Source organism: Mesorhizobium sp. CA8 (assembly GCF_020164955.1).
In the GTDB taxonomy this organism is placed as follows: domain Bacteria; phylum Pseudomonadota; class Alphaproteobacteria; order Rhizobiales; family Rhizobiaceae; genus Mesorhizobium.
Genome location: NZ_JAIUHG010000014.1, coordinates 125,158 through 151,592 on the forward strand (window position 1 = coordinate 125,158; position 26,435 = coordinate 151,592).

Annotated in this window: 24 protein-coding genes; 12 read left to right on the top strand and 12 right to left on the bottom strand. The window is 64.5% G+C overall.

Going from position 1 to position 26,435, the window contains the following annotated elements:
* Positions 1-6: 6 nt before the first annotated feature.
* Together LB553_RS17110 and LB553_RS17115 are read left to right on the top strand one after the other, a co-directional pair.
* Positions 7-690, top strand: coding sequence for an HAD family hydrolase (locus LB553_RS17110; RefSeq protein WP_224515047.1), 684 nt, complete (start codon positions 7-9; stop codon positions 688-690).
* Positions 687-2,273, top strand: a complete 1,587-nt coding sequence (locus LB553_RS17115) for an FGGY-family carbohydrate kinase (protein WP_224515050.1) — start codon at positions 687-689, stop codon at positions 2,271-2,273. The genes LB553_RS17110 and LB553_RS17115 overlap by 4 nt, the downstream gene beginning before the upstream one ends.
* Before the next feature lie 63 nt (positions 2,274-2,336).
* On the opposite strand, the gene LB553_RS17120 is transcribed toward LB553_RS17115, so the two are convergent.
* The 6 genes from LB553_RS17120 to LB553_RS17145 form a co-directional block, all read right to left on the bottom strand.
* Positions 2,337-3,422 (bottom strand): ABC transporter ATP-binding protein, encoded by a 1,086-nt coding sequence (locus LB553_RS17120; protein ID WP_224515052.1) that lies wholly within the window; start codon positions 3,420-3,422, stop codon positions 2,337-2,339.
* A gap of 2 nt (positions 3,423-3,424) precedes the next feature.
* The gene (locus LB553_RS17125) at positions 3,425-4,471 is read right to left on the bottom strand and encodes an NAD(P)-dependent alcohol dehydrogenase (protein ID WP_224515054.1); all 1,047 of its coding nucleotides are present in this window, start codon (positions 4,469-4,471) and stop codon (positions 3,425-3,427) included.
* Between the two features lie 14 nt (positions 4,472-4,485).
* Entirely contained in the window at positions 4,486-5,313 is an 828-nt protein-coding gene (locus LB553_RS17130; RefSeq protein WP_224515056.1) for a carbohydrate ABC transporter permease, read from the bottom strand.
* Positions 5,310-6,176 (bottom strand): carbohydrate ABC transporter permease, encoded by an 867-nt coding sequence (locus LB553_RS17135; protein WP_224515058.1) that lies wholly within the window; start codon positions 6,174-6,176, stop codon positions 5,310-5,312. Before LB553_RS17135 ends, LB553_RS17130 begins: the two co-directional genes overlap by 4 nt.
* A 99-nt stretch (positions 6,177-6,275) precedes the next feature.
* A complete protein-coding gene (locus LB553_RS17140) occupies positions 6,276-7,550 on the bottom strand; it encodes an ABC transporter substrate-binding protein (RefSeq protein ID WP_224515059.1) in 1,275 nt (424 codons plus the stop codon).
* A gap of 237 nt (positions 7,551-7,787) precedes the next feature.
* Positions 7,788-8,705 (bottom strand): AraC family transcriptional regulator, encoded by a 918-nt coding sequence (locus LB553_RS17145; protein ID WP_224515061.1) that lies wholly within the window; start codon positions 8,703-8,705, stop codon positions 7,788-7,790.
* A gap of 244 nt (positions 8,706-8,949) precedes the next feature.
* On the opposite strand from LB553_RS17145, the gene LB553_RS17150 reads away from it, so the two are divergent.
* Positions 8,950-10,353 carry an MATE family efflux transporter gene (locus LB553_RS17150; RefSeq protein WP_224515063.1) on the top strand — a complete coding sequence of 468 codons (1,404 nt, stop codon included), beginning with the start codon at positions 8,950-8,952 and terminating at the stop codon, positions 10,351-10,353.
* A 41-nt stretch (positions 10,354-10,394) separates the two neighbouring features.
* On the opposite strand, the gene LB553_RS17155 is transcribed toward LB553_RS17150, so the two are convergent.
* The 4 genes from LB553_RS17155 to speB all read right to left on the bottom strand — a co-directional run bounded on the left by LB553_RS17155 (position 10,395) and on the right by speB (position 13,783).
* A complete protein-coding gene (locus LB553_RS17155; protein ID WP_224515064.1) occupies positions 10,395-11,042 on the bottom strand; it encodes an amino acid ABC transporter permease in 648 nt (215 codons plus the stop codon).
* Positions 11,039-11,707 (bottom strand): amino acid ABC transporter permease, encoded by a 669-nt coding sequence (locus tag LB553_RS17160; RefSeq protein ID WP_224515066.1) that lies wholly within the window; start codon positions 11,705-11,707, stop codon positions 11,039-11,041. Before LB553_RS17160 ends, LB553_RS17155 begins: the two co-directional genes overlap by 4 nt.
* Before the next feature lie 76 nt (positions 11,708-11,783).
* Complete coding sequence (locus LB553_RS17165) at positions 11,784-12,587, bottom strand: transporter substrate-binding domain-containing protein (protein WP_224515067.1); 804 nt, start codon at positions 12,585-12,587, stop codon at positions 11,784-11,786.
* A 140-nt stretch (positions 12,588-12,727) separates the two neighbouring features.
* Positions 12,728-13,783: an agmatinase gene (gene speB / locus LB553_RS17170; protein WP_224515069.1), complete on the bottom strand. Its 1,056-nt coding sequence runs from the start codon at positions 13,781-13,783 to the stop codon at positions 12,728-12,730.
* A 217-nt stretch (positions 13,784-14,000) separates the two neighbouring features.
* On the opposite strand from speB, the gene gcvA reads away from it, so the two are divergent.
* The 8 genes from gcvA to LB553_RS17210 all read left to right on the top strand — a co-directional run bounded on the left by gcvA (position 14,001) and on the right by LB553_RS17210 (position 22,860).
* Positions 14,001-14,975 carry a transcriptional regulator GcvA gene (gene gcvA, locus LB553_RS17175; protein ID WP_224515071.1) on the top strand — a complete coding sequence of 325 codons (975 nt, stop codon included), beginning with the start codon at positions 14,001-14,003 and terminating at the stop codon, positions 14,973-14,975.
* 190 nt (positions 14,976-15,165) lie between these two features.
* Positions 15,166-16,470 (top strand): nicotinate phosphoribosyltransferase, encoded by a 1,305-nt coding sequence (gene pncB, locus LB553_RS17180; protein WP_224515073.1) that lies wholly within the window; start codon positions 15,166-15,168, stop codon positions 16,468-16,470.
* Positions 16,471-16,653: 183 nt separating this feature from the next.
* Complete coding sequence (locus LB553_RS17185) at positions 16,654-18,096, top strand: hypothetical protein (RefSeq protein WP_224515076.1); 1,443 nt, start codon at positions 16,654-16,656, stop codon at positions 18,094-18,096.
* A gap of 156 nt (positions 18,097-18,252) precedes the next feature.
* Positions 18,253-19,557 carry an ABC transporter substrate-binding protein gene (locus LB553_RS17190; RefSeq protein ID WP_224515078.1) on the top strand — a complete coding sequence of 435 codons (1,305 nt, stop codon included), beginning with the start codon at positions 18,253-18,255 and terminating at the stop codon, positions 19,555-19,557.
* Between the two features lie 16 nt (positions 19,558-19,573).
* Positions 19,574-20,455, top strand: coding sequence for a branched-chain amino acid ABC transporter permease (locus LB553_RS17195; protein ID WP_224515080.1), 882 nt, complete (start codon positions 19,574-19,576; stop codon positions 20,453-20,455).
* Complete coding sequence (locus LB553_RS17200) at positions 20,452-21,414, top strand: branched-chain amino acid ABC transporter permease (protein WP_224515083.1); 963 nt, start codon at positions 20,452-20,454, stop codon at positions 21,412-21,414. The genes LB553_RS17195 and LB553_RS17200 overlap by 4 nt, the downstream gene beginning before the upstream one ends.
* The gene (locus tag LB553_RS17205; RefSeq protein WP_224515085.1) at positions 21,411-22,139 is read left to right on the top strand and encodes an ABC transporter ATP-binding protein; all 729 of its coding nucleotides are present in this window, start codon (positions 21,411-21,413) and stop codon (positions 22,137-22,139) included. The genes LB553_RS17200 and LB553_RS17205 overlap by 4 nt, the downstream gene beginning before the upstream one ends.
* Positions 22,132-22,860 carry an ABC transporter ATP-binding protein gene (locus tag LB553_RS17210; RefSeq protein ID WP_224515087.1) on the top strand — a complete coding sequence of 243 codons (729 nt, stop codon included), beginning with the start codon at positions 22,132-22,134 and terminating at the stop codon, positions 22,858-22,860. The genes LB553_RS17205 and LB553_RS17210 overlap by 8 nt, the downstream gene beginning before the upstream one ends.
* A gap of 109 nt (positions 22,861-22,969) precedes the next feature.
* Here LB553_RS17210 and LB553_RS17215 read toward each other — a convergent pair whose 3' ends face one another.
* Positions 22,970-24,391, bottom strand: a complete 1,422-nt coding sequence (locus LB553_RS17215) for a sodium:proton antiporter (protein WP_224515088.1) — start codon at positions 24,389-24,391, stop codon at positions 22,970-22,972.
* Between the two features lie 249 nt (positions 24,392-24,640).
* Positions 24,641-25,255 (bottom strand): bifunctional nicotinamidase/pyrazinamidase, encoded by a 615-nt coding sequence (pncA, locus tag LB553_RS17220; RefSeq protein ID WP_224515090.1) that lies wholly within the window; start codon positions 25,253-25,255, stop codon positions 24,641-24,643.
* Positions 25,256-25,539: 284 nt separating this feature from the next.
* Here pncA and LB553_RS17225 point away from each other — a divergent pair, with 284 nt between their 5' ends.
* Entirely contained in the window at positions 25,540-26,397 is an 858-nt protein-coding gene (locus LB553_RS17225; protein ID WP_224515092.1) for an FAD binding domain-containing protein, read from the top strand.
* The last annotated feature ends 38 nt before the right edge of the window (positions 26,398-26,435 follow it).

Consider the following 26,435-nt stretch of genomic DNA (forward strand, 5'->3'; position numbering starts at 1 on the left):
ACCAGCATGATGCCCGAGCTGGTCATCTTCGACTGTGACGGCGTGCTGGTCGATAGCGAGGCGCTTTCGGTCTCGGCGCTGCTCGGCATGATTGAGCTCGCCGGCGGCACGATCAGCGAGGACGCCGCCTACGAGCATTTCCTCGGCAAGAGCATGAAAAGCGTGCGCGAGATCCTCGGCCGCGATTTCGGGCTCGACATCAGCGACCGGCATTTGACCGCTATGCGCGTCGACTTGATGCGCAAATTCCGCGAGGAATTGAAGCCTATCCCCGGCATCAAGGAGGTGCTGCCGGAGCTCGGCCGGCCGTGCTGCGTCGCCTCGTCCGGCACGCTGGAGCGCATCCGCTATGCGCTCGACGTCACCGGCCTGCTCCCCTTGCTGGAGCCGCATCTGTTCAGCGCCACCATGGTCAAGCGCGGAAAGCCGGCGCCCGACCTTTTCCTCCACGCCGCCGCCAGCATGCGGGCGCATCCGCGCGAGTGCCTGGTGATCGAGGACAGCCCCGCCGGGGTCGCCGCCGCCCGGGCGGCGGGGATGCGCGTCTTCGCCTTCAACGGCGGCTCCCATGCGTCCAACCCCGCCCTCAAGGCGCGGCTTGCGTCGACGGAACCGGACTTTATATTCGCTGACATGCTGCAATTGCCCGATCTGATTGCAGGCTTGGGAGCGAGAGAAAAAGCATCTTGACGAAGAGTTTCGTTTGCGCGGTCGATGTCGGCACCGGGAGCGCTCGCGCGGGCATTCTCGACGCGCGGGGCAACCTGCTCGGCCGCGCCGACCATCAGATCGCCATGCATCAGCCCAAGCCCGATCACGCCGAGCATGATTCGGAAGACATCTGGTCGGCGGTGTGCCAATCCGTACGGTCCGCGCTCCAAAAATCCGGCGTCGCCGCCGGCGATGTCGCTGGCATCTCCTTCGACGCGACCTGCTCGCTGGTCGCGCGCGACAGGCAGGGCGATCAGATCAGCGTCTCGGTCACCGGCGAGAAACGCTGGGACACGATGGTCTGGCTCGACCATCGCGCCATCACCGAGGCCGATGAATGCACGACGAGCGGCCACGCCGTTCTTGACTACATTGGCGGTGTGATGTCGCCGGAGATGGAAACGCCGAAGCTGATGTGGCTGAAGCGCCATTTGCCGAAGACATGGAACGAAGCCGGCTATCTATTCGACCTCGCCGATTTCCTGACCTGGAAGGCATCGGGCTCGCTCGCCCGCTCGCAATGCACGCTGACGGCAAAATGGACCTATCTCGCGCATGAGGAAAAGAGCTGGCGGCGCGATTTCTTCGAGCTTGTCGGGCTCGGCGACCTGTTCGAGCACGGCAATCTGCCGGAAAAGGCAAGCCCGGTCGGCGCCGATATCGGTCCGCTGACGGTGAAGGCCGCGGCCGAGCTTGGTCTGACCGAGAAATGCCGGGTCGGCGCAGGCGTTATCGATGCCTATGCCGGTGCGCTTGGCGTTCTCGGCGGCTTTGCCGGCGATGAGAAGAACATCAGCCGGCACCTGGCGCTGATTGCCGGCACATCGTCCTGCGTCATGGCGATGTCGCCCGACCCACAGCCCTTTGCCGGCGTCTGGGGTCCGTATTTCGGCGCGGCATTGCCGAAACTCTGGCTGTCGGAAGGCGGCCAGTCGGCCACCGGCGCGCTGCTCGATCACATCATTCGCTGGCATGGCGCCGGCGGCGAGCCGGACGCGGCCATGCATATGAAGATCGCCAGGCGCGTCGCCGAGCTGCGCGCCGAGGATGGCGAGGCGCTGGCGGCAAGGCTGCATGTGCTGCCGGATTTCCACGGCAACCGTTCGCCGCTCGCCGACCCGCATGCGGTCGGCGTCATCAGCGGCCTAACGCTCGATTCCTCCTTCGACAGCCTGTGCAAGCTCTACTGGCGCACCGCCGTCGCCATCGCGCTCGGCGTGCGCCATGTGCTCGAGGCGCTGAACGAGAACGGCTATCTGATCGACACGCTGCATGTCACCGGCGGCCACACCAAGAACCCGCTTTTGATGGAGCTCTACGCCGACGCCACGGGCTGCACGGTGGTCGAGCCGCTGGCCGACGAGGCGGTGCTGCTCGGCACCGGCATGGTGGCGGCGACCGCCGCCGGGATCTACCCTGACCTCAACGCGGCCTGCGTCGCCATGCAGCAGGGCGGCAGGACGCGCGCGCCCAAAAAGGAAGCCGGCGCCCGCTTCGACCGAGACTACCGCATCTTCCTCGAAATGCACCGCCAGCGGCAGGCGCTCGACGCGATCGGATAAAGCAATTCCAGGAAAAGTGCGTAGCGGTTTTCCGTTCGGAATTGCGCAGAAATCCGATCCCTCTTACTGCTTGCGCAGCGACTTGCCGGTCTCGGCGTCGAACAGATGGATGCTCTCTTCGTCGAACGTGTAGCGCACGGCCGCGCGCAACTCGGGGCATTCGCGGGCCGGCACCAGCGCGCTGATCTCCTTGCCGCCCGAGCCGAATGTCACCAGCGCGTCATTGCCGTGGAACTCAATGAGATCGGCGGTGCCTTGCAAAAGGTTGCCCATGCCGGCTTGCGCCGTCTTCAGGTCCGGTGGCCGGATGCCGAGCACCACGCGATCGCCGTGCCGCAGGTCGAAGTCGCCGCCTTGCAGCGACAGCACCGTCCCGGCGCCGGTCAGCGTCCAGCCATCCCCCTTCCGGCCGACCATGGCCTCGATGAAATTCATGTTCGGCGTGCCGATGAAGCCGGCCACGAACAGATTGCCGGGACGCCGATAGATCTCCGCCGGCGAGCCGATCTGCTCGATCACGCCATCCTTCAAGAGCACGATGCGGTCGGCCAGCGTCATGGCCTCCAGCTGGTCATGCGTGACATAGACGGTGGTGGTCTTCAGCGACTGGTGCAGCCTGGCGATCTCGACGCGCATATGCGTGCGCAGCTTGGCGTCGAGATTGGAGAGCGGCTCGTCGAACAGGAACACTTTCGGCGTCTTGATCATGGCGCGTGCGATCGCCACGCGCTGCTGCTGGCCACCGGAAAGCTCGGTCGGCTTGCGGCCGAGATAGGGTTCCAGCCCGAGCGTTCGGGAGACCGCCTCGACCCGCTTCTTGATCTCGGCTGCCGGCACCTTCTGCCGCTTCAGCCCGAAGGCGATGTTGTCGAAGATCGTCATGTGCGGATAGAGCGCATAATTCTGGAACACCATGGCGATGCCGCGATCGCCCGGCTCGAGATCGTTCACCACCATGCCGCCGATCGACACCTCGCCGCCGCTGATATCCTCCAGCCCCGCCAGCATCCTGAGCAAGGTCGACTTGCCGCAGCCGGACGGACCGAGGAACACGACGAACTCATGCTCCTCGATCGAGAGGTTGAGGTCGCGGATGACGGTCGTGGCGCCGTAGGCCTTGTCGACATGGGAGCAAACGATCGCGGACATCTTTATCCCTTCTCGCCGGTCAGCAGGATCTGCAGCTTGACGTCCTGCGGCTTGCCTTGCGCCGCGCGCTCGAACGCCTCGATGCTTTCGGAGAAATCATAGGTGCCGGTGATCAGCGGCTTGAGGTCGACCTTGCCGGAGGCGATGAGCTGCAGGGCGCGGTCGAAGATGTTGGCATAGCGGAACACGGTCTCGATGCGCACTTCCTTGGAAATTGCCGCCGGCACGTTGAGCTCGACCGTCTCCACCGGAAGCCCGACCAGCACCACCGCGCCGCCCGGCCGCACCACGTCGAACAGGTTGGCGAAGGCCTTCGGGCTGCCGCTCGCCTCGAACACGATATCGGCGCCCCAATTGTCGGTCGCCGCCCGCACCGCATCGACCAGCGACTGCTTGCCGATATCGACCGGCACGATGCCGGGATACTGGGCGGCGATCGCAAGCTTCGGCGCTGAGAAGTCCGAGATCAGCACTTTTGCGCAGCCGCCCGCCAGCGCGGCGAGCGCGATCATGATGCCGATCGGGCCGCAGCCGACGACGACGGCGACATCGCCGGGTACGATGCGGGCGCGCGCCGCCGCCTGCATGCCGATGGCGAAGGGCTCGACCATCGCGCCTTCGGCGAAGGAGACATTGTCCGGAAGCTTGTAGGTAAAGGCCGCCGGATGAACGGCGTAGGGCGCGAGCACGCCATGCACCGGCGGCGTTGCCCAGAAGCGGACGTCCGGGTCGACATTGTAGATGCCGAGCTTCGTCGCGCGCGAGGAAAGGTTCGGCACGCCCGGCTCCATGCAGACGCGGTCGCCGACCTTCAGGCGCGTGACATTGGCGCCGATCTCGACGATCGTTCCCGAGGCCTCATGGCCGAGCACCATGGGCTCGCGAACTATGTAGCTGCCGATGGCGCCATGCGTGTAGTAATGCACGTCGCTGCCGCAGACGCCCACCGTGTGGATGGCGATCCTGACATCGTCCGGTCCGACATCGAGCGGCAGCGCGATCTCGCGCAGCGACAATTCGCCTTTTTTCTCAAGCACCAGTGCCCGCATCGGGTATCCTCACATCAACTTTTCTTTTGCCGGAAAACGGAATTCAGGAAGCCGCTGAGCACTCCGAGGAAGAGCAGCGGCGGCAGCGACAAGAGCACGACCGAGGCGTTGAGGATGCCCCACGGCACGTTCATGCCTTGCTGCGAGAGCTCGGAAGCCACGATCGGCAGCGTCTTGGCGTTGGAGCTCGACAGCATCAGCGCGATCAGGAACTCGTTCCAGACCAGCACGAAGCTGAAGGCGATGGCGCCTATGAGCGAGCGCGCCGCCACGGGAAGCGCGATCCGCCAGAAGACGGCATAAGCGCCGTAACCATCGACCAAAGCCGCCTCCTCGATCTCCTTCGGCACCCCCTGGAAGGCAGGGATGGCCAGCCACATGATGACCGAGATGGTCAGCAGCGAATAGGTGACGATCAGCGCCGGCAAAGTGTCGTAGAGCCCGAGCTGCAGCCAGATCACCATCAGCGGGATCGCCACCGCCACCGGCGGCAGGAAGCGCAGCGACAAGACGAAGAACTGGATGTCGCCGGCGAAACGGTTGGGATAGCGCGCCACCGCATAGGCCGCCGGCAGGCCGAGCACGATGCCGATCAGCACCGCCGCGCCGCAGGCGACCGCGGAGTTGTAGAGCCCGGTCAGCACGCTGTCGCGTCCGAGGATGTAGCTGATATTGGCGAGCGTCGGCGTGAATATCACCTTCGGCTCGCGCGTGATGATGTCGACATTGTTCTTCAGTGCGTTGAGCGCCGTCCAGACAAGCGGGAACACGGCCAGGAATCCGGCCAGCGCCAGAATGGCCTTGGCGATCAGGCGGCCCGGTCTTATCGGATATGGCCTCATGCCTGCACCCGCTTCCACAGCATGGTGAAGGTGATGACGGTCGCGATCATCATCAGCACCGCCATGGCCGAGGCGTAGGAGACCTTGCCGGATTCGATGAAGCCTTGCGAGAAGGCGTACATGTCGAGCGTCTCGGTCGCGACGCCGGGCCCGCCGCGCGTCATCACATAGATCAGGTCGAAGGAGCGCAGCGACTCGATCATCTTGACGAACATCAGGCTGATCAGCGGCGCCTTCAGCATCGGCAAGGTGACATAGGCATGGATCTGCCAGCGCTTGGCGTGGTCGAGCCTGGCCGCCTCGATCGGCTGCGGCGGCAAGGTTTCAAGCAGCTTCAGCACGATGACGGCGAAGAACAGCCCCCACTGCCAGACGTCCACCGAAGCGACGGCGAACAACGCAGTGCCGGGCTTGGACAGCGGATCGAAGATCAGCCCGCCGGTGATCAGCCGGTAGGGATAGGTGGCGATGCCGTAGAGCGGGTGATAGGCGAACTTCCAGACGAAGGCGGCGGACACGCGCGGCAAAAGCACCGGGATAATGAACAGGAGGCAATAGAAATTGCGCAGGCGTGGGCCGGCGGCCTCGAATATCAAGACGCCCAGTCCGATCGCCACCACCATCGTCGCGACGACGGTGACGATCTCCCATTTCACCGAAACCCAGACGGCGTTGAGGAAGCGGCGGTCGAGGAAGAGATCGGCGAAGTTCGAGAACCAGACCCAGGAATAGCCGGTCGTGCTCAGCTCGCGATTCTGCAAGGCGATGACGATGGCATAGAGCGTCGGCACCATCGACAGCACCAGAAGGATGGCTAAAGTCGGAACCAGAAATGTGACCGGCAGGGAAGAGCGTCGGCGCATGGCCTCCTCGGATGTTTACTGCTGTCTGGCGAAGGTCCCGCGGCGCACGGTCCCGGCATTCCTTCGAATGCCGTGCACCGCGCGCCGCGGACGGGAGGATTACTTCTTCTTCACCAGCTCATTGGCATAGGCCTCGAGCTCGTTGAGGCCGCCCTTGATATCGGTGCGCGTGCCGGTGACCAGTTCCTCGAGGATGATGCCCCAGCGGTCGCCGAGATCGGGCCAGCGTGGATCCTGCCAGAAGTTCACCGCCGTGACCTTGCCGGTGTCGGCCAGCGCCTTGCCGAGATCGGCGCCGTAGATGTCGGCGAATTCCTTGCTGGAGAGGACGCTGGTGCGGTTCAATTCGCCAAACTGGTGCGCGTCGAGCCGGCGCTTCTCATTCTCCTTCGACGTCGCCCAGGCGATGAACAGGCCGGCGCATTTCTTCGCGGCGTCATCGGCATTGGCCTTGGTGCCGATGGCAAGCCCATGGCCGTAACCGCCGCCCGGCAGCGGCGAGGGCGGCGGCAGGAAGCCGACCTTGCCGACCACCTGCGAGGTCTTCGGGTCCACCGCCATGCCCGACAGCGGCGTCGATTCGACGAGGATGGCGACCTGGCCGGAGAGGAAGGCGCCGGTCGATTCATCCCAGCTGCCGGTCTGCGTGCCCGGGGCCGAATCCTTGAACAGCTTCAAATAGGTCTCCGTCGCCTTCACGGCGGCGTCCGAATTGAAAGCCGGCTTGTCGCCGTCGAACCACTTGCCGCCATAGGCCTTGAAGAACGGCATCCAGCGCCAGACATTGGCGCCCGAGCCGCGCGCGCCGCGCAGCGCGATGCCGTACATGCCCTTGTCGGCATTGGTCAGTTTCGGCACGTCGGCGATCAGCTCGTCCAGCGTCTTCGGCGGCTGAATGCCGGCGGCCTCCAGCACGTCCTTGCGATAGACCATCAGGTCGCCGCCGCCGGTCAGCGGCGCGAACCACACCTTGCCGTCATAAGTAGCGACCTTCTGGCGGCCCGGATCGAAGTCGGCATAGTCATAGTCAGCCGGGTAATAGTCGGTCAGCGGCACGATCCAGCCCGAGGAGGCGAACAGCGCCACATTGGCCTCGTCGACATAATAGACGTTGTAGTTGCCGACGGTCGAAGCGTCGGCGCGCGATTTGGCGCGGCGGTCGTTCTCGTTGAGGTAATCGATCTGGAATGAGGCGCCGGAGAGTTTTTTGAACTCGTCCTTGGAGTCCTCCAGAAGCGTTAGCCCATCGCGCGGCTGCGCCAGCACCTTGACCGGCGCCGAGCAGACCGGCGCCTGGGCAAGCGCCGCGGTTGATACGGAAGCGGTAAGCACGAACGCTGCGCCGAGGCTGGCAGCGAGCCGGTTTGAATTCATTGGTTTTTCTCCTCCAGGAACACTCGCGAAAGCGGCAGGTCCTCGGGCTAAGCGACCCTCACCGTCGCCTTTTGACCTTCCACCCGTCGCCAAAATGAGCAGTTGGAGAGAGCGAGGCTAGAAGCCCCGTTGCAGCAGACCTGTACTTTTATGCATTGTGCGGCGCAAAATATGGCGCAGGCAGAGTCTGCCCGTCACACGAATATCAGTACCATCGAAGTGGGCGTATCGGCTGTCTTACGCTCTCAGCGTCAGCCGCTGCCGAGACAGCTTGCGATAGGATGACGGCGTCATCTTGTGCTTGCGCAGGAAGGCGCGGTTGAAGTTCGAGATGTTCATGTAGCCGACCTGGAAGCAGATGTCGGTGATCGGGATATCAGTGTCGGCGAGCAGCTTGCAGGCCTGCCAGAGTCTGAGCTTGGCGAGGTGGTCGCTGAAGGAATTGCCGGTGTTCTTCTGGAAGAAGCGGGAAAAACTGCTTTCGCTCATGCCGGCCAATGCGGCCACGTCCGGCAGCTTCAAATCCTCGGCGAAATGCTGGAACAGGTAGGTCAGCGAGCGCTGGACGATATCCAGCGACTCCGCGTCCAGAAGCGGGGAGAAGTCCGGCGACGACAGAAGCGCGTATTCGTCGGTGGTGGCCAGAAGGTCGAGCAATTCGAGGAACATGCGGAACCTTGCCAGCCCATGCACCTCACCCATTCGTTCCATCAGCCCGGCGCCGTCGAGCGCGGTCTGGCCATGGAAGACCATGCCGCGCAGCGAGCGTTCCAGGAACGGTTCCAGCTCGCGCAGCTCCGGCAGCAGCCCCGAGGAGCCGCGCAGCCGCTCGGCATCGAATTGCAGCACGATATCGCGGCCTTCGATCAGTTCGCCGGGCTGCACCGCCGTCACCCAATCATGCGGCAGCCCGCCGCCGACGATGGTCAGATAGCCCGGCCCGAATTCGCCGATATGGTCGCCGACCAGCACAACGCCTGACGATTTCCTGAGCAGATGGATTTCGTATTCCGGATGGAAATTCCAGACATTGCGCTCCCATGGATAGTCGTCCAGCCGCCACAGGAAGCTTTCGCTCGCCTCGGTCACGATGTGCTCGAAAGCGGGCGCCGTGCGCGGAATCGCGGCCGTGTTCTTTCTGCGCTTGAACGGCATCCATTCCTCCCGGCATGGCGCGCCGGCTGCACATGCCAAGGCCACCCCTAGCAGCCGACGGCCGGCAAATGAAAGAGGCGTTGCGGAATTCTGGCTCCGCCTGGATCAATCGCTAGCCGGGCCTCCGCCCTTGCCAACATGTCGCGTTTCGTTCACAAGGCGACGCAAATGGCGCCATTTTGCGCCATTGTTGTACGGCTTCCGGCCCTTTGGCCGACGCGCCGTGTTCTGAAAGAGCGGAACAATGTCTGCGATCGAAGCCGGCGCTCGCGCGCCGGAAAACCTTTGGCGTCAGGAAATCAGGGCGACGATCGCGCTCGCCTGGCCGATGGTGCTGACCAATCTCGGCCAGACCGCCATGACCGCGACCGACGTCATGATGATGGGCCGCCTCGGGCCCGATACGCTCGCCGCTGGCGCGCTCGGCTCCAACCTCTATTTCATGCCGCTGATCTTCGGCCTCGGCCTGATGCTGGCGACCTCGCCGATGATGGCGACCGAGCTCGGCCGTCGTCGCCATTCGGTGCGCGATCTTCGCCGCACCGTGCGCCAGGGCCTTTGGCTGGCGATCCTGATCTCGATCCCGATCTGGATGTTTCTCTCGCACGGCGAAGAGGTGCTTCTGGCCATGGGCCAGAAGCCGGAACTCGCGCATGAGGCCGGCATCTATCTGCACTGGCTGCAATGGGCGGTGCTGCCCTTCTATGGCTATATCGTGCTGCGCTCCTTCATCTCGGCGCTGGAGCGGCCGGGCTGGGCGCTGATCATCGTTTTCGTCGCAGTCGCCTGCAATGCTTTCTTCAACTGGGTATTCATGTTCGGCAATCTCGGCGTCAGGTCGATGGGCATTGCCGGCTCCGGGCTCGCCACCACTCTGTCAAGCGCGCTGATGTTCGTCGGCCTGGCGGCGGTGGTGATCAAGGAAAAGAAGTTCCGCCGCTATCGTCTGTTCGGCCGCTTCTGGCGCGCCGACTGGCCGCGTTTCCGTGGCCTGCTCAGGCTCGGCCTGCCGATCGCCGGCATCCTTGCCTTCGAGGTGACGATCTTCAACGCGGCGGCCCTGCTGATGGGCCTGATCGATGCGGATTCGCTGGCCGCGCACGCGATTGCCATCCAGATCGCCTCGATCTCCTTCATGGTGCCGCTCGGCCTCAACCAGGCGGTCACGGTCCGGGTCGGCCTGGCGCATGGCGCCGGCAATCCGGAAGGCGTTTCGCGCGCCGGCTGGACCGCCTTCGTCATCGGCGTCTCCTTCATGGCGCTGATGGGTCTGGTGATGATTCTCTGGCCGCATGCGCTGATCAGCGCCTTCATCGATCTCACCGATCCGGCCAATGCCAGGGTGATCACGCTCGCCGTGTCGTTCCTGGTGTTTGCAGCGCTTTTCCAGATTTTCGATGGCGCCCAGGCGGTCGCCGCCGGCATGCTCCGCGGCTTGCACGACACCAAGGTGCCGATGATCTACGCCGCGATCGGCTATTGGGGCGTCGGCCTGCCGCTCGGCGTGCTGCTTGCCTTCCATTTCGGCCTGAACGGCGTCGGCATCTGGATCGGCCTGGCGTCGGGACTGGCCGTGGTGGCGGCGCTGCTCCTGGCGCGCTGGCTCAGGCGCGACCGCATCGCGCCGCAGCTCGCCTTCGGGCATTGATCGACAGAGGCTGCGGGTCCAGTCGGCAGCCTTTCGTCGGCTCAGCGCGCCCCTGCGCGTTGCTCCAGCCGCCGTGCGTATTGCGTCAGCGGGAAGCACATGACGAAAAAGATCAGCGCCACCAGCCCGTAGACCTTGAACGGCTCGAAGGTCGCGTTGTTGATGGCGTTGGAGGTCCTGACCAGTTCCTCGAAGCCGATGATCGAGGTCAGCGCCGTCGATTTGATGAGCTGCACCAGGAAGCCGACGGTCGGCGCACGGGTGATGGCGAAGGCCTGCGGCAGGATGATCAGCCTGAGCTCCTGCAGATAGTGCAGCCCGAGGCTGGCGCCGGCGTCCCATTGCCCGCGCGGCAGCGCGTCGACGCCGCCGCGCCAGATCTCGGCCAGATAGGCGCTGGCGAAGAAGGTCAGCCCGAGCGCCGCTGCCGTCCATGGTTCTATGCGCAGCCCCAGCATCGGCAGCCCGAAGAACATCAAAAAGAGCTGCATCAAAAGCGGCGTGCCCTGGAAGAGCGCGATATAGCCCGAGGCTATCCGTTTGACCCATTTGTTCTTGGCGATGCGGAAGAACAGCACCACCAGCCCGACCAGCGCGCCGCCGATGAAGGCGGCGAGCGACAACAGCACCGTCCAGCGCGCGGCGAGCAGCAGGTTGCGCACGATGTCCCAGAAGGTGAACTCGATCATGACACGCCCGCCCCCAGAACACGGCGGCCGCCGCCGACCAGCAGCCGGCGCAGCCCCATAGACAGGCCGAGATAGACAATCGTCACCACGAAATAGGTCTCGAAGGCGCGAAAAGTGCGCGCCTGCAGCATGTCGGCCTCATAGGTCAATTCGCGCACCGCGATCTGCGAGACCACGGCCGATTCCAACATCATGATGACGATCTGGCTGGTCAGCGCCGGGTAGATCACCTTCAGCGCCTGCGGCAGCACGATCTTGACGAACACCTGCCGGGGCCTGAGGCCGAGCGCCAGCGCGGCTTCACTCTGGCCGCGCGGCACGGCGTCGAGCCCGGCGCCGACGATCTCGATCGTATAGGCTGCCATGTTGAGCGTCATCGCCAGCATCGCGGCCAGGATCGGGTCGAGCCTGATCCCGAGCGTGGGCAGCCCGAAGAAGATGAAGAACAGCTGCACCAGGAATGGCGTGTTGCGCATCACCTCGACATAGATGCCGATCGCCAGCTGAAGCGGCTTGGGGCCGTTTCTCTTGCCGACGGCGCCGAGGATGCTGAGGAATGTGCCCGCCAGCGTCGTGACGGCGATCAAAAGCAGCGTCATCGCCGCGCCGCGCGCGATCACGCCCGCCGCACCCGCAAGCCAGCCGAAGTCGAGGCTGTAGCCCATGGCGATTGACCTTGTTGGAGGTGCCTGACCGAAGAGGGGGTTCGGCGCCCCTTACGGCGCCGAACCGGTAGGCAGATCAATCCTTGAGGTTGGCGGGATTGAGCGGCGTTTTCAGCCAGGCCTTCGAGCTCTCGTCCAGCTTGCCGTCGGCCAGCATCTTGGCGACCGCGTCGTTCACCGCCTTCTTCAGCCGGTCCTCGTTCTTGTTGAGGCCGATATGCGAGGGCGAGGTCAAAAGCTGGAATTTCTGCTCCGGCTTCAGCGCATCCTGCTTGGCGAGCACCTGGGCGCCGACATCGTTGCCGACGACCATCAGCTGTGTCTGGCCGGAGATGAAGGCCTGGATGACGGAATTGTAGTTGTCGAAGCGGCGGATGTCGGCGGAAGCGGGAGCGGCCCGGGTCAGCGAGGTGTCCTCCAGCGTGCCGCGATTGACGGCGATCGACTTCTCGGCGAGGTCTTCCTTGCCTTTGACGGCAAGCTCGGCCGGGCCGATGACGGCGATGTAGTAGGGTGCGTAGGCGGCGGCGAAATCGATCACCTGCTCGCGCTCCTTGGAGTAGCCGACGCTCATCAAAATATCGACGCGCTTGTCGGTGAGATAAGGAATGCGGTTCTGGCCGGTGACGCTGACCAGGTTGAGCTTCACCTTGAGTGAATCGGCGATCGCCTGCGCGACGTCGATGTCATAGCCCTTGATGCTCATGTCGGCGCTGGCCGAGGAGAAGGGCGGGAAGTCCGAGAAGATGCCGACATTGATGGCGCCGGCCTTGGTGATGTCGTCGACGGCGTCGGCTTTCGCGGCCTGGGTGGAGAGACCGGCGGCGCCGAGCATTACAGCCGCCGTGATGGCGGATTTCAGTGCGTTGCGAAGAGTCATTGTTATTCCCCTGCTGGAAGCTTGTTGTTGAAACCGGCCGCCGGCTCCAGCGCGGCGGCCGTGTTGGCAGAGCAATTCCAGGAGACGCGGTTTAGGCTTGGCGACTTCGCCATAGCTTCCGTCTGGAATTGCGTGAGGCATCAGTCCTTCTTGATCGCCGGGCTGAACACCATCAGGCTCAGAATCTCGAACAGCACCTGGGCGCCGACATGGGCGGTGTTGGTGGTCGCGTCATATTGCGGCGCCACCTCGACCACGTCGCCGCCGACGATGTTGAGGCCCTTCAGCCCGCGCAGCAGCTCGAGCACCTCGCGCGTCGTCAGCCCGCCGACTTCCGGCGTGCCGGTGCCAGGCGCGAAGGCCGGATCGATGCTGTCCACGTCGAAGGAGATGTAGGTCGGGCCGTCGCCGACGATTTTGCGCGCCTTCTCGATGATTGCCGGGATGCCGAGCCCGGTCACCTCCTCGGCATGCACGACGGTCATGCCGGACTCGTAGGTGAATTCCCACAGATATTCGGCCGAGCCGCGGATGCCGATCTGGATCGTGCGCGAGGGATCGAGCACGCCATCCAGCACCGCGTTGCGGAACGGTCCACCATGGTGGAACTTGGTCATGTCGAACAGCCCGCTGGTATCGCAATGGGCGTCGATATGGATCAGGCCGACCGGCGCCTTTTTGCCGACCGCCTTCAGGATCGGATGGCTGATCGAATGATCGCCGCCGACGGAGAGCGGCAGCACGCCGGCGTCGACGATCTGGTTGGTGCGCTTTTCGATGTCCTCATGGCTGATCTCCAGCCTGTAGCGGCTGCGGAACGGCGTGTCGCCGATATCGGCGACGCGCAGCTCATGAGTCGGCGCGCATTCCAGCACATGATTGTAGGGGCCGATGCGCTCGATGGCGCGCAACGCGCGCGGCCCGAAGCGCGAGCCGGGACGGTTGGTGACGCCGAGATCCATCGGCACGCCGATCATCGCCACCTGCAGGTCGCCGAAATCCGGGTTCTCGGCGGCGATTTCGCGGTAGGGCGCGGCGAGGAAAGTCGGGATGCCGGAATAGGGGGCGAGGCGTGTGCCCGACTTGTTGAAGATCTTGTCGGCCACCTTGCGGAATTTCGGGTCGAACATCTCGCCGCCATGGCTCTCGCCATATTTGCGGCGCAACGCTTCGAGCTTGCCGCGATCGTAACCCATGTCCGGTCCTCCTCTTGCCTGCCTGTAGCGCTGCACGCATGGACGAGTTGCCAAGCCAGCCTGCTGTCCGGCTGGATCGTTGCCCGCCGGCTGCGCTGCGGATTCCACGTCTCTTGAAGCTGTTCCGGACAAAAGTGTCGGGCAGCCGCATTGAAAAATCAATTGATATTGTTAGGGTCCTGCCTGTGAGAAAATCTCACAAAGTAGGAGCCCTTCCATGGCCAAGCGCCTGCCGCCGCTGAATCCCCTGCGCGCCTTCGAAGCCGCGGCGCGGCATGCTTCGCTGACCAAGGCCGCGGGTGAGCTCAACGTCACCCATGGCGCCGTCAGCCACCAGATCAGGGCGCTCGAGCAGTCGCTCGGCGTAAAGCTCTTCGAGCGCAGCGGGCAGCGCGTGAAGCTGACGCCGCATGGCGCCGAATTCCTGCCGGCGGTATCGGCCGCCTTCGACGGCATCGCCGCCGCCACCCAGCGCATGACGCGGCCGGCAAGTGCCGGCGCGCTGTCGGTCTCCTGCGTCCCGGCGCTGCTCTTGCTCTGGATGACACCGCGGCTCGGCTCCTTCACGGCGCAATATCCGGACATCCAGCTGACGCTGATCCCGTCCAACGATCCCAAAGACATCCGCGCCGCGGATATCGACGTCTGCGTGCATTATGGCGACGGGAGCTGGACCGATTGCTGGATACGCAAATGGTCCGGGCTGGAGCTCTTCCCGGTGGTCAGCCCGACGCTGATCAACAACCGCCCGATCCGCAGCGTCCGCGACCTCGCCGACCACGTCTTCCTGCATGGCGACGATGGCCGTGAATGGCACACCTGGCTGGCCGCCGCCGACGCGCTCGATCTGGAACGCGGCCGCCGCCATCGTCTGGGCGATGCGCGCATGGCGACGGAGGCCGCCGTTCACGGCCACGGCGTGGCGCTGGGCGATTCCGTCACCGCGCGCGCCTTGCTCGCCAGGGGCATGCTCGTCGCGCCCTTCAGTTTGTCGGTGCCGGCGGTCGATGATTTTTACGTCGTCTGCCGCAACGAGATGCGCTCGGCGCCGATCGTGCAGCTCTTCATCGACTGGCTGTTCGCCGAGAAGGAGCAGGACGAGGCCCGCGCCGACGCGCCGGTGGCCGGCCGTGTGCTCAGCCGCAGGAAACGTCCGTCCCTCAAGGTCATAGGCGCCAGGACCGCGTCCTGATGGCTGGACTTGCATAGCTGCTTTTTGTCGGGCCAGCTTGCAAAGCAGCAAGCGCGTTCGGAAATACGGTGCTAAGAGGCAGTTGGCTAAAGCAATTCCGTGCAACGGGGTTCCGTCCGGAATCGATCGAACAAGGATTTGAAGCGTGACGCCCCCGTTTCCGTGCGTTGTGCTTTATGGATGAGCGAGCATGGCAAAGACCGATATAGCGCGGCGCGTCTACAACCACACCTGGAAGCTCGACCCGATCGTCCGCAGCCTGCTGGATACCGACTTCTACAAGCTTTTGATGCTGCAGATGATCTGGGGCATGTATCCCAAGGTCGATGCCACCTTCACGCTGATCAATCGCACCACTTCGGTGCGGCTGGCCGACGAGATCGACGAGAGCGAGTTGCGTGAGCAGCTCGACCATGCCCGCACCTTGCGCTTTTCTAAGAAGGAGATGATCTGGCTGGGCGGCAACACTTTTTACGGCCGCAAGCAGATCTTCGAGCCGGAATTCCTCGCCTGGCTCGAGGATTTCCGCCTGCCCGAATACGAGTTGTCCAGGCGCGACGGCCAGTTCGAGCTCTCTTTTGCCGGGCCCTGGATGTACACGACGCTCTGGGAAATCCCGGCACTTGCGATTATCAACGAGCTGCGCTCGCGCGCGGCGATGCGCTCTTTCGGCCCGTTCGCGCTCGACGTGCTCTACGCCCGCGCCAAGGCCAAGATGTGGGACAAGACCGAGCGGCTGAAGGCGCTGCCCGGCATCCGCATTTCCGATTTCGGCACGCGCCGCCGCCATTCCTTCCTGTGGCAGCGCTGGTGCGTCGAGGCGCTGAAGGAAGGCATCGGCGATGCCTTCACCGGCACCTCCAACGTGCTTCTGGCCATGGACAACGATCTCGAGGCTTTGGGCACCAACGCGCATGAATTGCCGATGGTCTTCGCCGCACTCGCCAATTCCGAGAAGGAAATCAGAGAGGCGCCTTATAAGGTGCTGCAGGACTGGCAGCGCTACTATGGCGGCAATCTGCTGATCGTGCTGCCCGACGCCTTCGGCACCGATTCCTTCCTGCGCGACGCGCCCGACTGGGTCGCCGACTGGACCGGCTTCCGCCCCGACAGCGCGCCGCCGATCGAAGGCGGCGAGAAGATCATCGACTGGTGGCGCAAGAAGGGCAAGGACCCCAAGCAGAAGCTGCTGATCTTCTCCGACGGCCTGGAGGTCGAGACCATCGAGGAGACCTACAAGCACTTCCGCGGCAAGGTGCGCATGTCCTTCGGCTGGGGCACCAACCTCACCAACGATTTCGAGGGCTGCGCCCCGACCGAAACCGACAGCCTCGATGCGATTTCGCTGGTCTGCAAAGTCACCGAAACCAATGGCAGGCCGGCGGTGAAGCTGTCGGACAACCCCGCCAAGGCGACTGGGGACGAGAAGGAGATCAAGCGGTATCTGAGGATATTTGGCGAGAAGGGACGGGTGGAGCAGCTGGTGAAGGTGTGAGGCTTAAGGCCCGGACGAATGGAATTCCCGGATAAGCCGAGTTCCTTCGCGCCCCCCTCTGTCCTGCCGGACATGTCCCCCTCTAGGGGGGAGATTACGCTATCATCTCCGCTTTCGCCAATCTCCGACGTTGCAGGAGGAGAGCTGGCGCCGAAACTGCTAATCTCCCCCCAAGAGGGGGAGATGCCCGGCAGGGCAGAGGGGGGCGCCGTAGAGCGCCAACGTTGGAGGTTGGCCTTTCTCGCAACTGCCTTGGCGGCCACTCTCCCCACGCCCGCCTTCGCCCATGCCTCCGACCGCGGCCACGTCCTGCTTCTCCCGACCGGTTACTACATCGCAGGTGGCGCGCTGGCGGTGGCCGTCAGCTTCCTCGTGCTGGGGCTGCTGCCGCCTGCTTCCCTCGATCGCTTCTGGCGCCGACGCCTGCCCCTGTTCACCTTCGGCGACGCTCCACGGACCGTCGTCAGCCTCATTTCCTTTGCCAGCTTCGCGCTTCTGATCGCCGCTGGCCTCGTCGGCAGTCGCGACCCGCTCTCCAATCCACTGCCTCTGGTGATCTGGACCCTGCTTTGGGCCGGCTTGACCCTGCTGCAGGGCGTCTTCGGCGACCTTTGGTCGTGGCTCAACCCATGGTACGGGCCATGGCGCGTATTAAGTCGGCTTGTCGGCAGCCGACGGGCCGAAGCCCCGCCATCGCGCCTGCCGCCATGGCTCGGCTACTGGCCGGCATTCGCGCTGTTCTTCGCCTTCGCCTGGTTCGAGCTGATCGATCCGGCGCCCGACGATCCGGCCCGCCTGGCCTTTGCCGCCAGCACCTACTGGCTGGCGAGCTTCGTCGCGATGCTCGTCTTCGGCTACGAGGCTTGGAGCCGGCGCGGCGAATTCCTCACCGTTTTTTTCACAATGGTCGCCCGCTTCGCGTCTGTCGAGCGCCTCGATGGCCGACTCTCGCTCTGCTGGCCCGGCGCCAAGCTGCTGGCGGCTGGGCCACTGCCGCTGAGCGGCACGGCTTTCCTCTTGCTGGCGCTGTCTTCCGTGTCCTTCGACGGCCTGTCGAAAACCTTCTTCTGGCTCGGTCTGTTCGGCGTCAATCCGCTGGAATATCCAGGCCGCACCGCGCTGATCGGCGTCGGCAGCTTTGGCCTCGTCCTGACTTTCGTCCTCCTGGCAGCGGTATTCGCGTTGGCCGTCTTTCTTGGACAGCGCCTCGCAGGCGATGCGCAGTCGTTCGCAAAAGACGCCGGCCTGCTGGTCTGGTCGATCGTGCCGATTGCGCTCGCCTATCACATCACGCATTACCTCACCGTGCTTTTGGTCGACGGCCAGTATGCGCTGGTCGCGCTCTCCGATCCTTTCGCGCTCGGCTGGAACCTGTTCGGCACCGCCGACAGGATGGTCGAGGCCGGCGTTGTCGCCGGCGCCCAGTCGGCCTGGTGGCTGTGGAATATCCAGGCCGGCGTCATCATCGCCGGCCATGTGCTGGCGGTTCTGGTCGCGCACGGCCTTGCCTGGCGCCTCCATCCTCAGCCTTCGCGTGCGGCGCTCAGCCAGCTTCTGCTCACATTTCTGATGATCGCCTACACGATATTCGGCCTCTGGCTGCTTGCCACGCCGACCGCCGGATGACACAAGGGCGCCCCTCCGATGCCGTCGGGTAAACCTCGCTTGCCAGGCCAGGGCTTTGGTGATTTAGTTTGTACACATGCAATTTTTCCATCCTTCGCAAGAGGATGGTCTAGCCGCCTTATCGCTGGTCAAAACTGAAAAAACAGGGGAACCGACATGGCTGACAAGAACGGATTTTTCGACCTCTCCAAGATGACGCTGTCACGCCGCACCGCGCTGAAGGGCATGGCCGCCGGGGCCGGCCTGGCGCTGGCGCCGGGCTTCGTCCGTTACAGCCAGGCGCAGAGCTCGGCGCCGATCAGAATAGGCTTCCAGTCGCACCGCACCGGCATAGGCGCCGCCTATGGCCGCTGGTATGAGAAGACGAGTGCGGCCGCTGTTAAGGCGATAAACGATGCTGGCGGCATCGGCGGCCGCAAGGTCGAGCTGGTCATCGAGGACGACGGCACCGATCCGGCGCGCGGCGCCGAGGTGGTCAACAAATTCGCCAAGCAGCACAAGACCGACATCGTCTTCGGCACTTTGTTCTCGCATGTGGTGATCGGCTCGGCGCCCGCCGCCGGCGAAAACAAGATCCCTTATTTCGTCGTCAGCGAAGGTCATCACGTCGCCTCCACCAAGCTCAACCGCTACGTCTTCCAGCCCGGCATCACCGACGTGAAGAGCCAGATCCAGTCGATGGCGCCGTGGATCGCGGCAAACGCCGGCAAGAAGGTGACGCAGATCTTCCCCGATTTCGCCTTCGGCTACGACCACCGCGACTACCTGCCGCCGGCGCTGAAGGCGCAAGGCGCTGACGTGATCGCCCAGATCGCCATCCCGCCGACGGAAAGCTCCTTCACAAAGTACTTTCCCCAGATCCCGGCCGAGACCGAGGTGATCTACCATGTCATGGTCGGCCCTGCCGTGCTTACCTTCGTCAAGGAGCTCGGCGAATTCTACGGTTCGCAACGGCCGCAGCTCTTCGGCTTCATCGACTCGCTCGAAGCCGTCGACATCAACAGCCCCGGCCTCGAATTCCTCGACGGCAGCCATTTCTGGGAAGGCTCGCCGCGCTATGCGCAGCCTGACGATTCCGCCGCGCAGAAAGCCTACCGCGCCGCGGTCGGCATCGACGACAATGGCGCCGCCGTCGGCGACCCCAAGGACGTCTCCACCGCCGCCCACATGTTCGGCTGCTGGGAAACGCTCTATGTCGTCAAGAAGGCGATGGAGGATGCCGGCTACAAAGGCCCGGAGGATCGCGCCAAGCTGGTCGAGGCGACCGAGGCGCTGAAGGAATTCGCCGAGGGGCCGGAGCATCCGCAGGGTCCGAAAACCTTCAACGGCAAGATCCACCAGTGCTTCGGCATCCAGAACATCTCCAAGGTCGAAGGCGGCAAGCTCAAGGTCGTCCACAAGACCAAGCTCGAGGACGGCCTCTACGAGCCGGAAGGGGATTACACGACGCAGGCGCTGTGAGCTTGGCTCATAGCTGATGCATTTCGGACCCCATCTCCTCCTCGCCGCGCTCGAAGGCCTCGTCACCTCCGCGGTGCTGGCGCTGACGGCGCTTGGGCTGTCGCTGGTGTTCGGCGTCATGCGCGTCGTCAATGTCGCGCATGGCGAGTTCTTCATGCTAGGCGCGGTGCTCGCCTGGGCGGTCTCGACGGCGATTTCCGGCCACCCGGCGGTCGGCTTTGTCGCCGCGCTGGTGATCGCGCCCTTGCTGGTCGGACTGGTCGCGCTCGTCGCCGAGCGCCTGGTGCTGCGCCGGCTGAACTACAATCCCGAAGGCACCATCGTCGCCACCATCGGCATGCTTTACATCATCCAGCAGCTGGCGCTGACCTTCTACGGTCCCGAGGCGCGCCCGGTCGAGCCGCCCTTCAGCTACCGCATCCTTTTGCCGTGGTTCGGCTATTCCGGCTACAAGCTCTCGGTGGTCGCCGCCTCCGCCATTCTGCTGGTGATCACCTGGTTGGTGCTGACGCGCACCAGGATCGGCCTGATCATGCGCGCCACGCAATATGACCGCGAGACGGCGCAGGCCTTCGGCATCCCGGTCGAGCGCGTCTATGCCGGTGTCTTCGCCGTCGGTGCCATGCTGGCGGCGATCGCCGCCGTGCTGATCGTGCCGATCAGCCAGGCGCATTACCTGATGGGGCAGGACCCGCTGCTCTTATCCTTCATCGTCGTCATCATCGGCGGCCTGGGGTCACTCCGCGGCACCGTGGTCGCCGCCATCCTGATCGGCCTCTCCGACGGCATCATCTCGATGTTCTTCTCGCCGACCCTGGCCAAGATCATCGCCACGCTGGTCGTCGCCATGGTGCTGGTGTTCCGCCCGCAAGGCCTGTTCGGGACGACGCCGCGATGAGGAATGCTTCGCCGGCAAAGACCTATGCCCTGCATATCAGCGTGATCGCGCTTCTCTTCGCACTGAACTTCGTCCTGCCGGATTATCACCAAGGTCTGTTCGCTCGCATCATGGCGCTGGCCGTCTTCGCCATGGGCTACAATCTGCTCTTCGGCTATGTCGGCCTGCTCAGCCTCGGCCATGCCATGTTCTTCTCGGCCGGCCTCTACGGTGCGGGCCTGACCGTCTATCACCTCGGCTGGGGCGTACCGGAAGCTTTTGTCGCCGGTGTCGCCTGTGGCGCGCTGCTCGCCTTGGTCATCGGCCTGCTGGCGCTGCGCACCTCGGGCGTGGCGTTCATGATCGTCACCATGATGTTTGCCCAAGTCTTCTATCTGCTGATCCTCTATTTCGCCGCCTGGACCGGCGGCGACCAGGGCTTGGTCATCCAGCAGGCATCGCGGGTGATCGCGATCGGCGGCGCATCCTTCGACCTGACCGATCCGACCGTGCGCTACATGAGCGCTCTGGCGCTTTTCTCGATCATTCTGCTCGTCACCTTAGCCGTCGTCTGCTCCCGCTTCGGCCGCGTGCTGGTCGCCATTCGCGAGAATGAGGAGCGCACCAAGATGCTCGGCTACGACACGGTCGCCAACAAGCTCACCGCCGTCGTCGCCTCCGGCGCCATCTGCGCCGCCTCGGGCGCGGCCTATGCCTTGCTCTTCGGCTATGTCGGCTCGAGCTTCGCTTCCGTGCAATATTCCATCCTGCCGCTGCTCTGGGTGCTGCTCGGGGGTGCCGCAACCACGCTCGGGCCGCTCATCGGCACGCTGTTCATGTACTATGTCACCGACATCACCAGCGGCTTCACCTCCGCCTATCTGCTGATCGTCGGCGTGGCGCTCATCCTGTTGGTGCTGTTCTTCCCGAAAGGCATTCTGGGCAGCATCCGCGAGCGCTGGCTGCGGTGGCTGCCATGACGCCGCTTCTCACCACCAAGGGCCTGTCGCGCCATTTCGGCGGCCTGCGCGCCGTCGACGGCGTCGACTTCACGCTGATGCCGGGCGAGATCCGCGCCATCATCGGTCCCAACGGCGCCGGCAAGACCACTTTCGTCAGCCTGCTCTCAGGCCGCATCCGGCCGTCCTCCGGCATGGTCGTCTTCGACGGCGCCGACATCACCGCCATGCCGGCTTACAAAAGGGTTCGCCTCGGCGTTGCCTACACCTTCCAGATCACCAGCGTCTTCGCCAACCTCACGGCCTTCGACAATGTCGCGCTGCCGGTGCAGCGCACGCTGACCGACGGCCGCACGAAGGGCCAGGTGAGAAGCGGCGTCATGGCGGCGCTGGAGCGCACCGGCCTTGCCGAGCGCGCGGGCACGCTTGCCGGGCAACTCTCCTACGGCCACCAGCGACTGCTCGAAGTGGCGATGGGCCTGGCGCTGAAGCCGCGTCTGCTGATCCTCGACGAGCCCACCCAGGGTCTCGCCGACAGCGAGATCGACAATTTCATCACTCTGGTGCGCGAGATCGCCAGGGACGCAGCGGTCCTTTTGATCGAGCACAACATGCCGGTGGTCATGCAGCTTGCCGGCCGCATCACCGTCTTCAATTCGGGAAAGATCCTCGCCGAAGGAACGCCGGGTGAGATCCGCGCCAACGCCGAGGTGCAGGACGCCTATCTCGGAGCGGCCCATGGCTGACTCCGTTAGAACCAATGGCGGATTGCTCACCCTTTCCGGCCTCGATTGCTTCTATGGCGAGGTGCAGGTGCTCTACGGCCTCGACCTCACGCTGAACAAGGGCGAGGTGCTTTGCCTCTTCGGCCGCAACGGCGCCGGCAAGACGACGACGCTGAAGGCGATCATGGGTCTGGTGCCCGCGGCTGCGGGCTCGATCAGGCTGGACGGCAAGGAACTGACCGGGCTCGCCGCGCATGATGTGCCGAAGGCCGGCGTCGCCTATGTGCCGCAGGGCAGGCGGCTGTTCGCCGAGATGACGGTGGCGGAAAACATCGAGATCGGCCTGATGGCGCGCGGCAAGGGCAAGCAAACCCGCGAGAGCGTGCTCGATCTCTTCCCGTTGCTCAGCGAGCGGCTGAGGCAACGCTCCGGTACGCTCTCCGGCGGCGAGCAGCAGATGCTGGCGATGGCCCGCGCGCTCTGCCTCGAGCCGCAAGTACTGCTGCTGGACGAGCCGACCGAAGGGCTGATGCCGTCGATGATCGCCAAAATCCGCGAGACGGTGGCGAAGCTGCGCGAACTCGGCGTCTCGACGATCCTGGTCGAGCAGCGCGTCGAAGCCGTGCTCTCGGTCGCCGACCGCGTCGCATTCATCGAGAACGGCCGCAACCGCGAGACGGTCGATGTCGAGGCCCTGCGCGCCGACCCGTCGGCGGTGCGGCGCTATGTCGGCGTGGGCTGAGGATTACCTCCCCCTTTGTGGGGAGGGTCGCCGCGAAGCAGCGGGGGGCAGCGCCGCCCCCCCGGACCTTCGGTCCGACCTCCCCACAGGGGGGAGGTAAGGCGCCGTCTCACTCGAAAAACAAAAACCCCGCAACCAAAAACGTCGGGATCAGCACCGCACCCGACCACGCCATATAGCCGAAGAAGCCGGGCATCTTCACGCCGCGATGCCGGGCGATGGCATAGACCATGAAATTCGGCGCATTGCCGATGTAGGTGTTGGCGCCCATGAACACCGCGCCGGCCGAGATCGCCGCGAGCGTCGAGGCGGCCTCCGTCATCAAATGGCGCGCGTCGCCGCCGCCAAGCTCGAAGAAGACGAGATAGGTCGGCGCATTGTCGAGGAACGACGACAACGCCCCCGTCAGCCAGAAATAGGCGAGGTCGTTCGGCTGGCCGTCGGCAGACGTGACCAGTGCCACCAGCGGCGCCAGCGCGCCGTCATGGCCGGCCCGCAGGATGGCGATGACCGGCACGATGCAGATGAAGATCCCGGCAAAGAGTTTCGCCACCTCGGCGATTGGCTCCCAGGTGAAGCCGTTCGCCTCGCGGTGGCTCTTGTACGAGACTTGGAGAGACAGCAAGGCAAGCGCCAGGATGAGAGCGTCGCGCACCAGGTTCTGCAGCTCGAGACCGACGCCGAGGATTGGGATGCTGATGCCCGGCTTCCAGCTCGCCGAAAGCAGGATCGCGCCGATCACGCCTGCGAGCAGCGGCAGGTTGGCCAGGCCGCGCAGCCGCACCTTCTTGTCCGGCGTCGGATCCTTGATCTTCGGCATGCCGCCCTCGCGGCGATGCAGCACGATATCCAGCGCCAGGAAGACGATGAGCACCAGCCCGCCGCTGAACAGCGTCTCTCGCCACAGATTCGCGGTCGTCCAGAAGAAATCGACGCCGCGCAGGAAGCCGACGAACAGAGGCGGATCGCCAAGCGGCGTCAGCGAGCCGCCGATGTTGGAGACCAGGAAGATGAAGAAGATCACCACATGCGCGTTGAACGGCCGATTGTCGTTGGCGCGCAGCATCGGCCGGATCAGGATCATCGAGGCGCCGGTGGTGCCGATCACCGAGGCAAGCAGCGCGCCCATGAGCAGCAGGCCGGCATTGGTAAGCGGCGTGCCGTGGATGTTGCCGGCAAGCAGGATGCCGCCCGAGATGGTGTAGAGCGCGAACAAGAGGATGATGAAGGACAGATATTCGGTGAGCAGTGTATGCAGCACCGCTTCGCCTGCGGTCGGAATGCCGAAGGCGACCGCCAGCGGCACGACCGCCAGCGCCGCCCACCCAGTGGCGATCTTGCCGTAATGATGTTCCCAAATATGCGGGAAAAGCAGGGGCCCCGTCGCGATTGACAACAGCAGGCCGGCAAAGGGCAATGCCCACCACAGCGACATCGCGGCGCCCGGCAGCCCGTGGATTTCGGCGGCGAGAGCCTGGACCGGAAGCAGCACTGCGATGGCGAGCGCGGCGAATGAGAAAAGCCCCCTCATCCGGCCGCTCCGCGCTCTCCCTTCTCCCCTTGTGGGAGAAGGTGGATCGGCGCGCAGCGCCGAGACGGATGAGGGGTGCTCCAGCGGAGTGAGACGCTGGCGTCCCCTGGAACACCCCTCGTCCGTCGCCTTCGGCGACACCTTCTCCCGCAAGGGGAGAAGGGGGAACCCGCATCTTGGCTCCGCAAACTGGTGGCCCCTCCCCACCAGGAAGATACGAAAGGAACCGTCGCTTGCCCCACGATCCGGTCAGTCCGCCGAATGGTCTTCGAGCGTTACGCCGGCGTCACGCATGCGCTTCAGCATCGCCTCGACCGAGCCGTTAAGGTCGATGCCGCGGCAGGCGTCGAGCCGCACCGTCGCCTTGAACCCCTGCTTCACCGCGTCGAGCGCCGAGAACGCGACGCAGAAATCGGTGGCGAGGCCGACCAGCGTGATCGTGTCGATGCCGCGTTCCTTGAGATAGCCGGCAAGGCCGGTCGGCGTCTTGTGGTCGTTCTCGAAGAAGGCGGAATAGGAATCGATCGCGGTACGAAATCCCTTGCGAATCACCAGTTCCGCCTTGGTCCAGGCGAGCCCGGAATGGAAGTCGGAACCGAGGCTGCCCTGGATGCAATGATCCGGCCACAGCGTCTGCGGCCCATAGGGCATCTCGATCGTCTCGAAGGCCTGCTTGCCGGGATGGCTGGAGGCGAAGCTCGAATGTCCAGCGGGGTGCCAGTCCTGCGTCAGGATCACATGCTCGGTCCGCCGGATCAGGTCGTTGACCAAAGGCACGATCTCGTCGCCGCCGGCAACCGCCAGCGCGCCGCCGGGGCAAAAATCATTCTGCAGGTCGATGACGATGAGCGCTTCTTCGGCCATGCGGTTCCCTCTCGTTTCAGCTTGGGGTTCCAGTCCAAAAGCCGCTGACGCGACCGGACAGCGAACCTTGACCAGATGGCCGGCGGCGTCAACCTCCGGGGCCATAACAATCGCGTTCAGGTTCTTCGCGGCGCCTACTCCGGCCCAACTCCGGCTTTGACAATTCCGGCCGGCCTGATATCATTTGCATACGAATGAATTTGCCCGGTCCGGAGATCGGCAAGAAGACCCGGGGCAGGCACCTCGGGAGGCCAGGGAAGGCCCAATTGTCTGGAAGGCAGAGCGTGATCCGTTACGCGAAACCCACCACGGTCGAAGAGGCGCTCGCTCTGCTCGGCGAGGATCGTTGGCGCATTCTCGCCGGCGGCACGGATTTCTATCCGGCGCAGGGCGCGAAGCCGTTCCGCGACAACGTCCTCGACATCAACGCTCTCGCCGAACTGCGCGGCATCGCCGAGACGGACGATCATTGGCGGGTTGGCGCCCGCACGACCTGGACCGACATCGTGCGCCAGCCGCTCCCGCCCGCCTTCGACGCGCTGAAGGCGGGCGCGCGCGAGGTTGGCTCGGTCCAGATCCAGAATGTCGCATCAATTGCCGGCAATCTCTGCAATGCCTCGCCGGCAGCGGATGGCGTGCCGGCTCTTTTGGCCCTCGACGCCGATGTCGAATTGCGGTCGCTGAAAGCTGTCCGTCATCTTCCGCTTAGTGAATTCATCCTCGGCAATCGCCGCACGGCGCTGCAGCCGGACGAGATGGTCACCGCCATCCGTGTACCGAAGCGATCCGCTGCCGGCAGCTCGGCTTTCGTCAAGCTCGGCGCCCGGCGTTATCTCGTCATATCGATCGCCATGGCGGCGGCGCGGCTGGTGGTCGAGAACGGCGTGATTGCCGAAGCGGCGATCGCCGTCGGCTCCTGCTCGGCGGTTGCCCGCCGCCTCGCCGGCGTCGAGGCGACCCTGCGCGGGCGTCCGATCGATGAGGCGCTTGTCGATGCGGTGCTGTCGGCGGCGTACGATGAATTGTCGCCGATCGCCGATGTGCGCGGCAGCGCCGAGTACCGAGAGCAGGCGGCGCGCGAGATCGTCGTCCGTGCCGTGCGCGCGGCGGTCGGGCTTAATCAAGGCAAGGTGGCCGCATGAGCATGGTCCAATCCGGCATGGCCCAGTCCGGCATGGCC

Bases quoted from the DNA above. Each gene is read 5' to 3' on its own strand.
- gcvA (WP_224515071.1), top strand. From the start codon at position 14,001: ATGGCCAAGCGCCTGCCGCCGCTGAATCCCCTGCGCGCCTTCGAAGCC.
- LB553_RS17110 (WP_224515047.1), top strand. From the start codon at position 7: ATGATGCCCGAGCTGGTCATCTTCGACTGTGACGGCGTGCTGGTCGAT.
- pncA (WP_224515090.1), bottom strand. From the start codon at position 25,255: ATGGCCGAAGAAGCGCTCATCGTCATCGACCTGCAGAATGATTTTTGC.
- LB553_RS17150 (WP_224515063.1), top strand. From the start codon at position 8,950: ATGTCTGCGATCGAAGCCGGCGCTCGCGCGCCGGAAAACCTTTGGCGT.
- pncB (WP_224515073.1), top strand. From the start codon at position 15,166: ATGGCAAAGACCGATATAGCGCGGCGCGTCTACAACCACACCTGGAAG.
- LB553_RS17165 (WP_224515067.1), bottom strand. From the start codon at position 12,587: ATGACTCTTCGCAACGCACTGAAATCCGCCATCACGGCGGCTGTAATG.
- LB553_RS17185 (WP_224515076.1), top strand. From the start codon at position 16,654: ATGCCCGGCAGGGCAGAGGGGGGCGCCGTAGAGCGCCAACGTTGGAGG.
- LB553_RS17125 (WP_224515054.1), bottom strand. From the start codon at position 4,471: ATGCGGGCACTGGTGCTTGAGAAAAAAGGCGAATTGTCGCTGCGCGAG.
- LB553_RS17135 (WP_224515058.1), bottom strand. From the start codon at position 6,176: ATGCGCCGACGCTCTTCCCTGCCGGTCACATTTCTGGTTCCGACTTTA.
- LB553_RS17215 (WP_224515088.1), bottom strand. From the start codon at position 24,391: ATGAGGGGGCTTTTCTCATTCGCCGCGCTCGCCATCGCAGTGCTGCTT.
- LB553_RS17205 (WP_224515085.1), top strand. From the start codon at position 21,411: ATGACGCCGCTTCTCACCACCAAGGGCCTGTCGCGCCATTTCGGCGGC.
- LB553_RS17200 (WP_224515083.1), top strand. From the start codon at position 20,452: ATGAGGAATGCTTCGCCGGCAAAGACCTATGCCCTGCATATCAGCGTG.
- LB553_RS17155 (WP_224515064.1), bottom strand. From the start codon at position 11,042: ATGATCGAGTTCACCTTCTGGGACATCGTGCGCAACCTGCTGCTCGCC.
- LB553_RS17145 (WP_224515061.1), bottom strand. From the start codon at position 8,705: ATGCCGTTCAAGCGCAGAAAGAACACGGCCGCGATTCCGCGCACGGCG.
- LB553_RS17160 (WP_224515066.1), bottom strand. From the start codon at position 11,707: ATGGGCTACAGCCTCGACTTCGGCTGGCTTGCGGGTGCGGCGGGCGTG.
- speB (WP_224515069.1), bottom strand. From the start codon at position 13,783: ATGGGTTACGATCGCGGCAAGCTCGAAGCGTTGCGCCGCAAATATGGC.
- LB553_RS17210 (WP_224515087.1), top strand. From the start codon at position 22,132: ATGGCTGACTCCGTTAGAACCAATGGCGGATTGCTCACCCTTTCCGGC.
- LB553_RS17140 (WP_224515059.1), bottom strand. From the start codon at position 7,550: ATGAATTCAAACCGGCTCGCTGCCAGCCTCGGCGCAGCGTTCGTGCTT.
- LB553_RS17195 (WP_224515080.1), top strand. From the start codon at position 19,574: ATGCATTTCGGACCCCATCTCCTCCTCGCCGCGCTCGAAGGCCTCGTC.
- LB553_RS17190 (WP_224515078.1), top strand. From the start codon at position 18,253: ATGGCTGACAAGAACGGATTTTTCGACCTCTCCAAGATGACGCTGTCA.
- LB553_RS17130 (WP_224515056.1), bottom strand. From the start codon at position 5,313: ATGAGGCCATATCCGATAAGACCGGGCCGCCTGATCGCCAAGGCCATT.
- LB553_RS17120 (WP_224515052.1), bottom strand. From the start codon at position 3,422: ATGTCCGCGATCGTTTGCTCCCATGTCGACAAGGCCTACGGCGCCACG.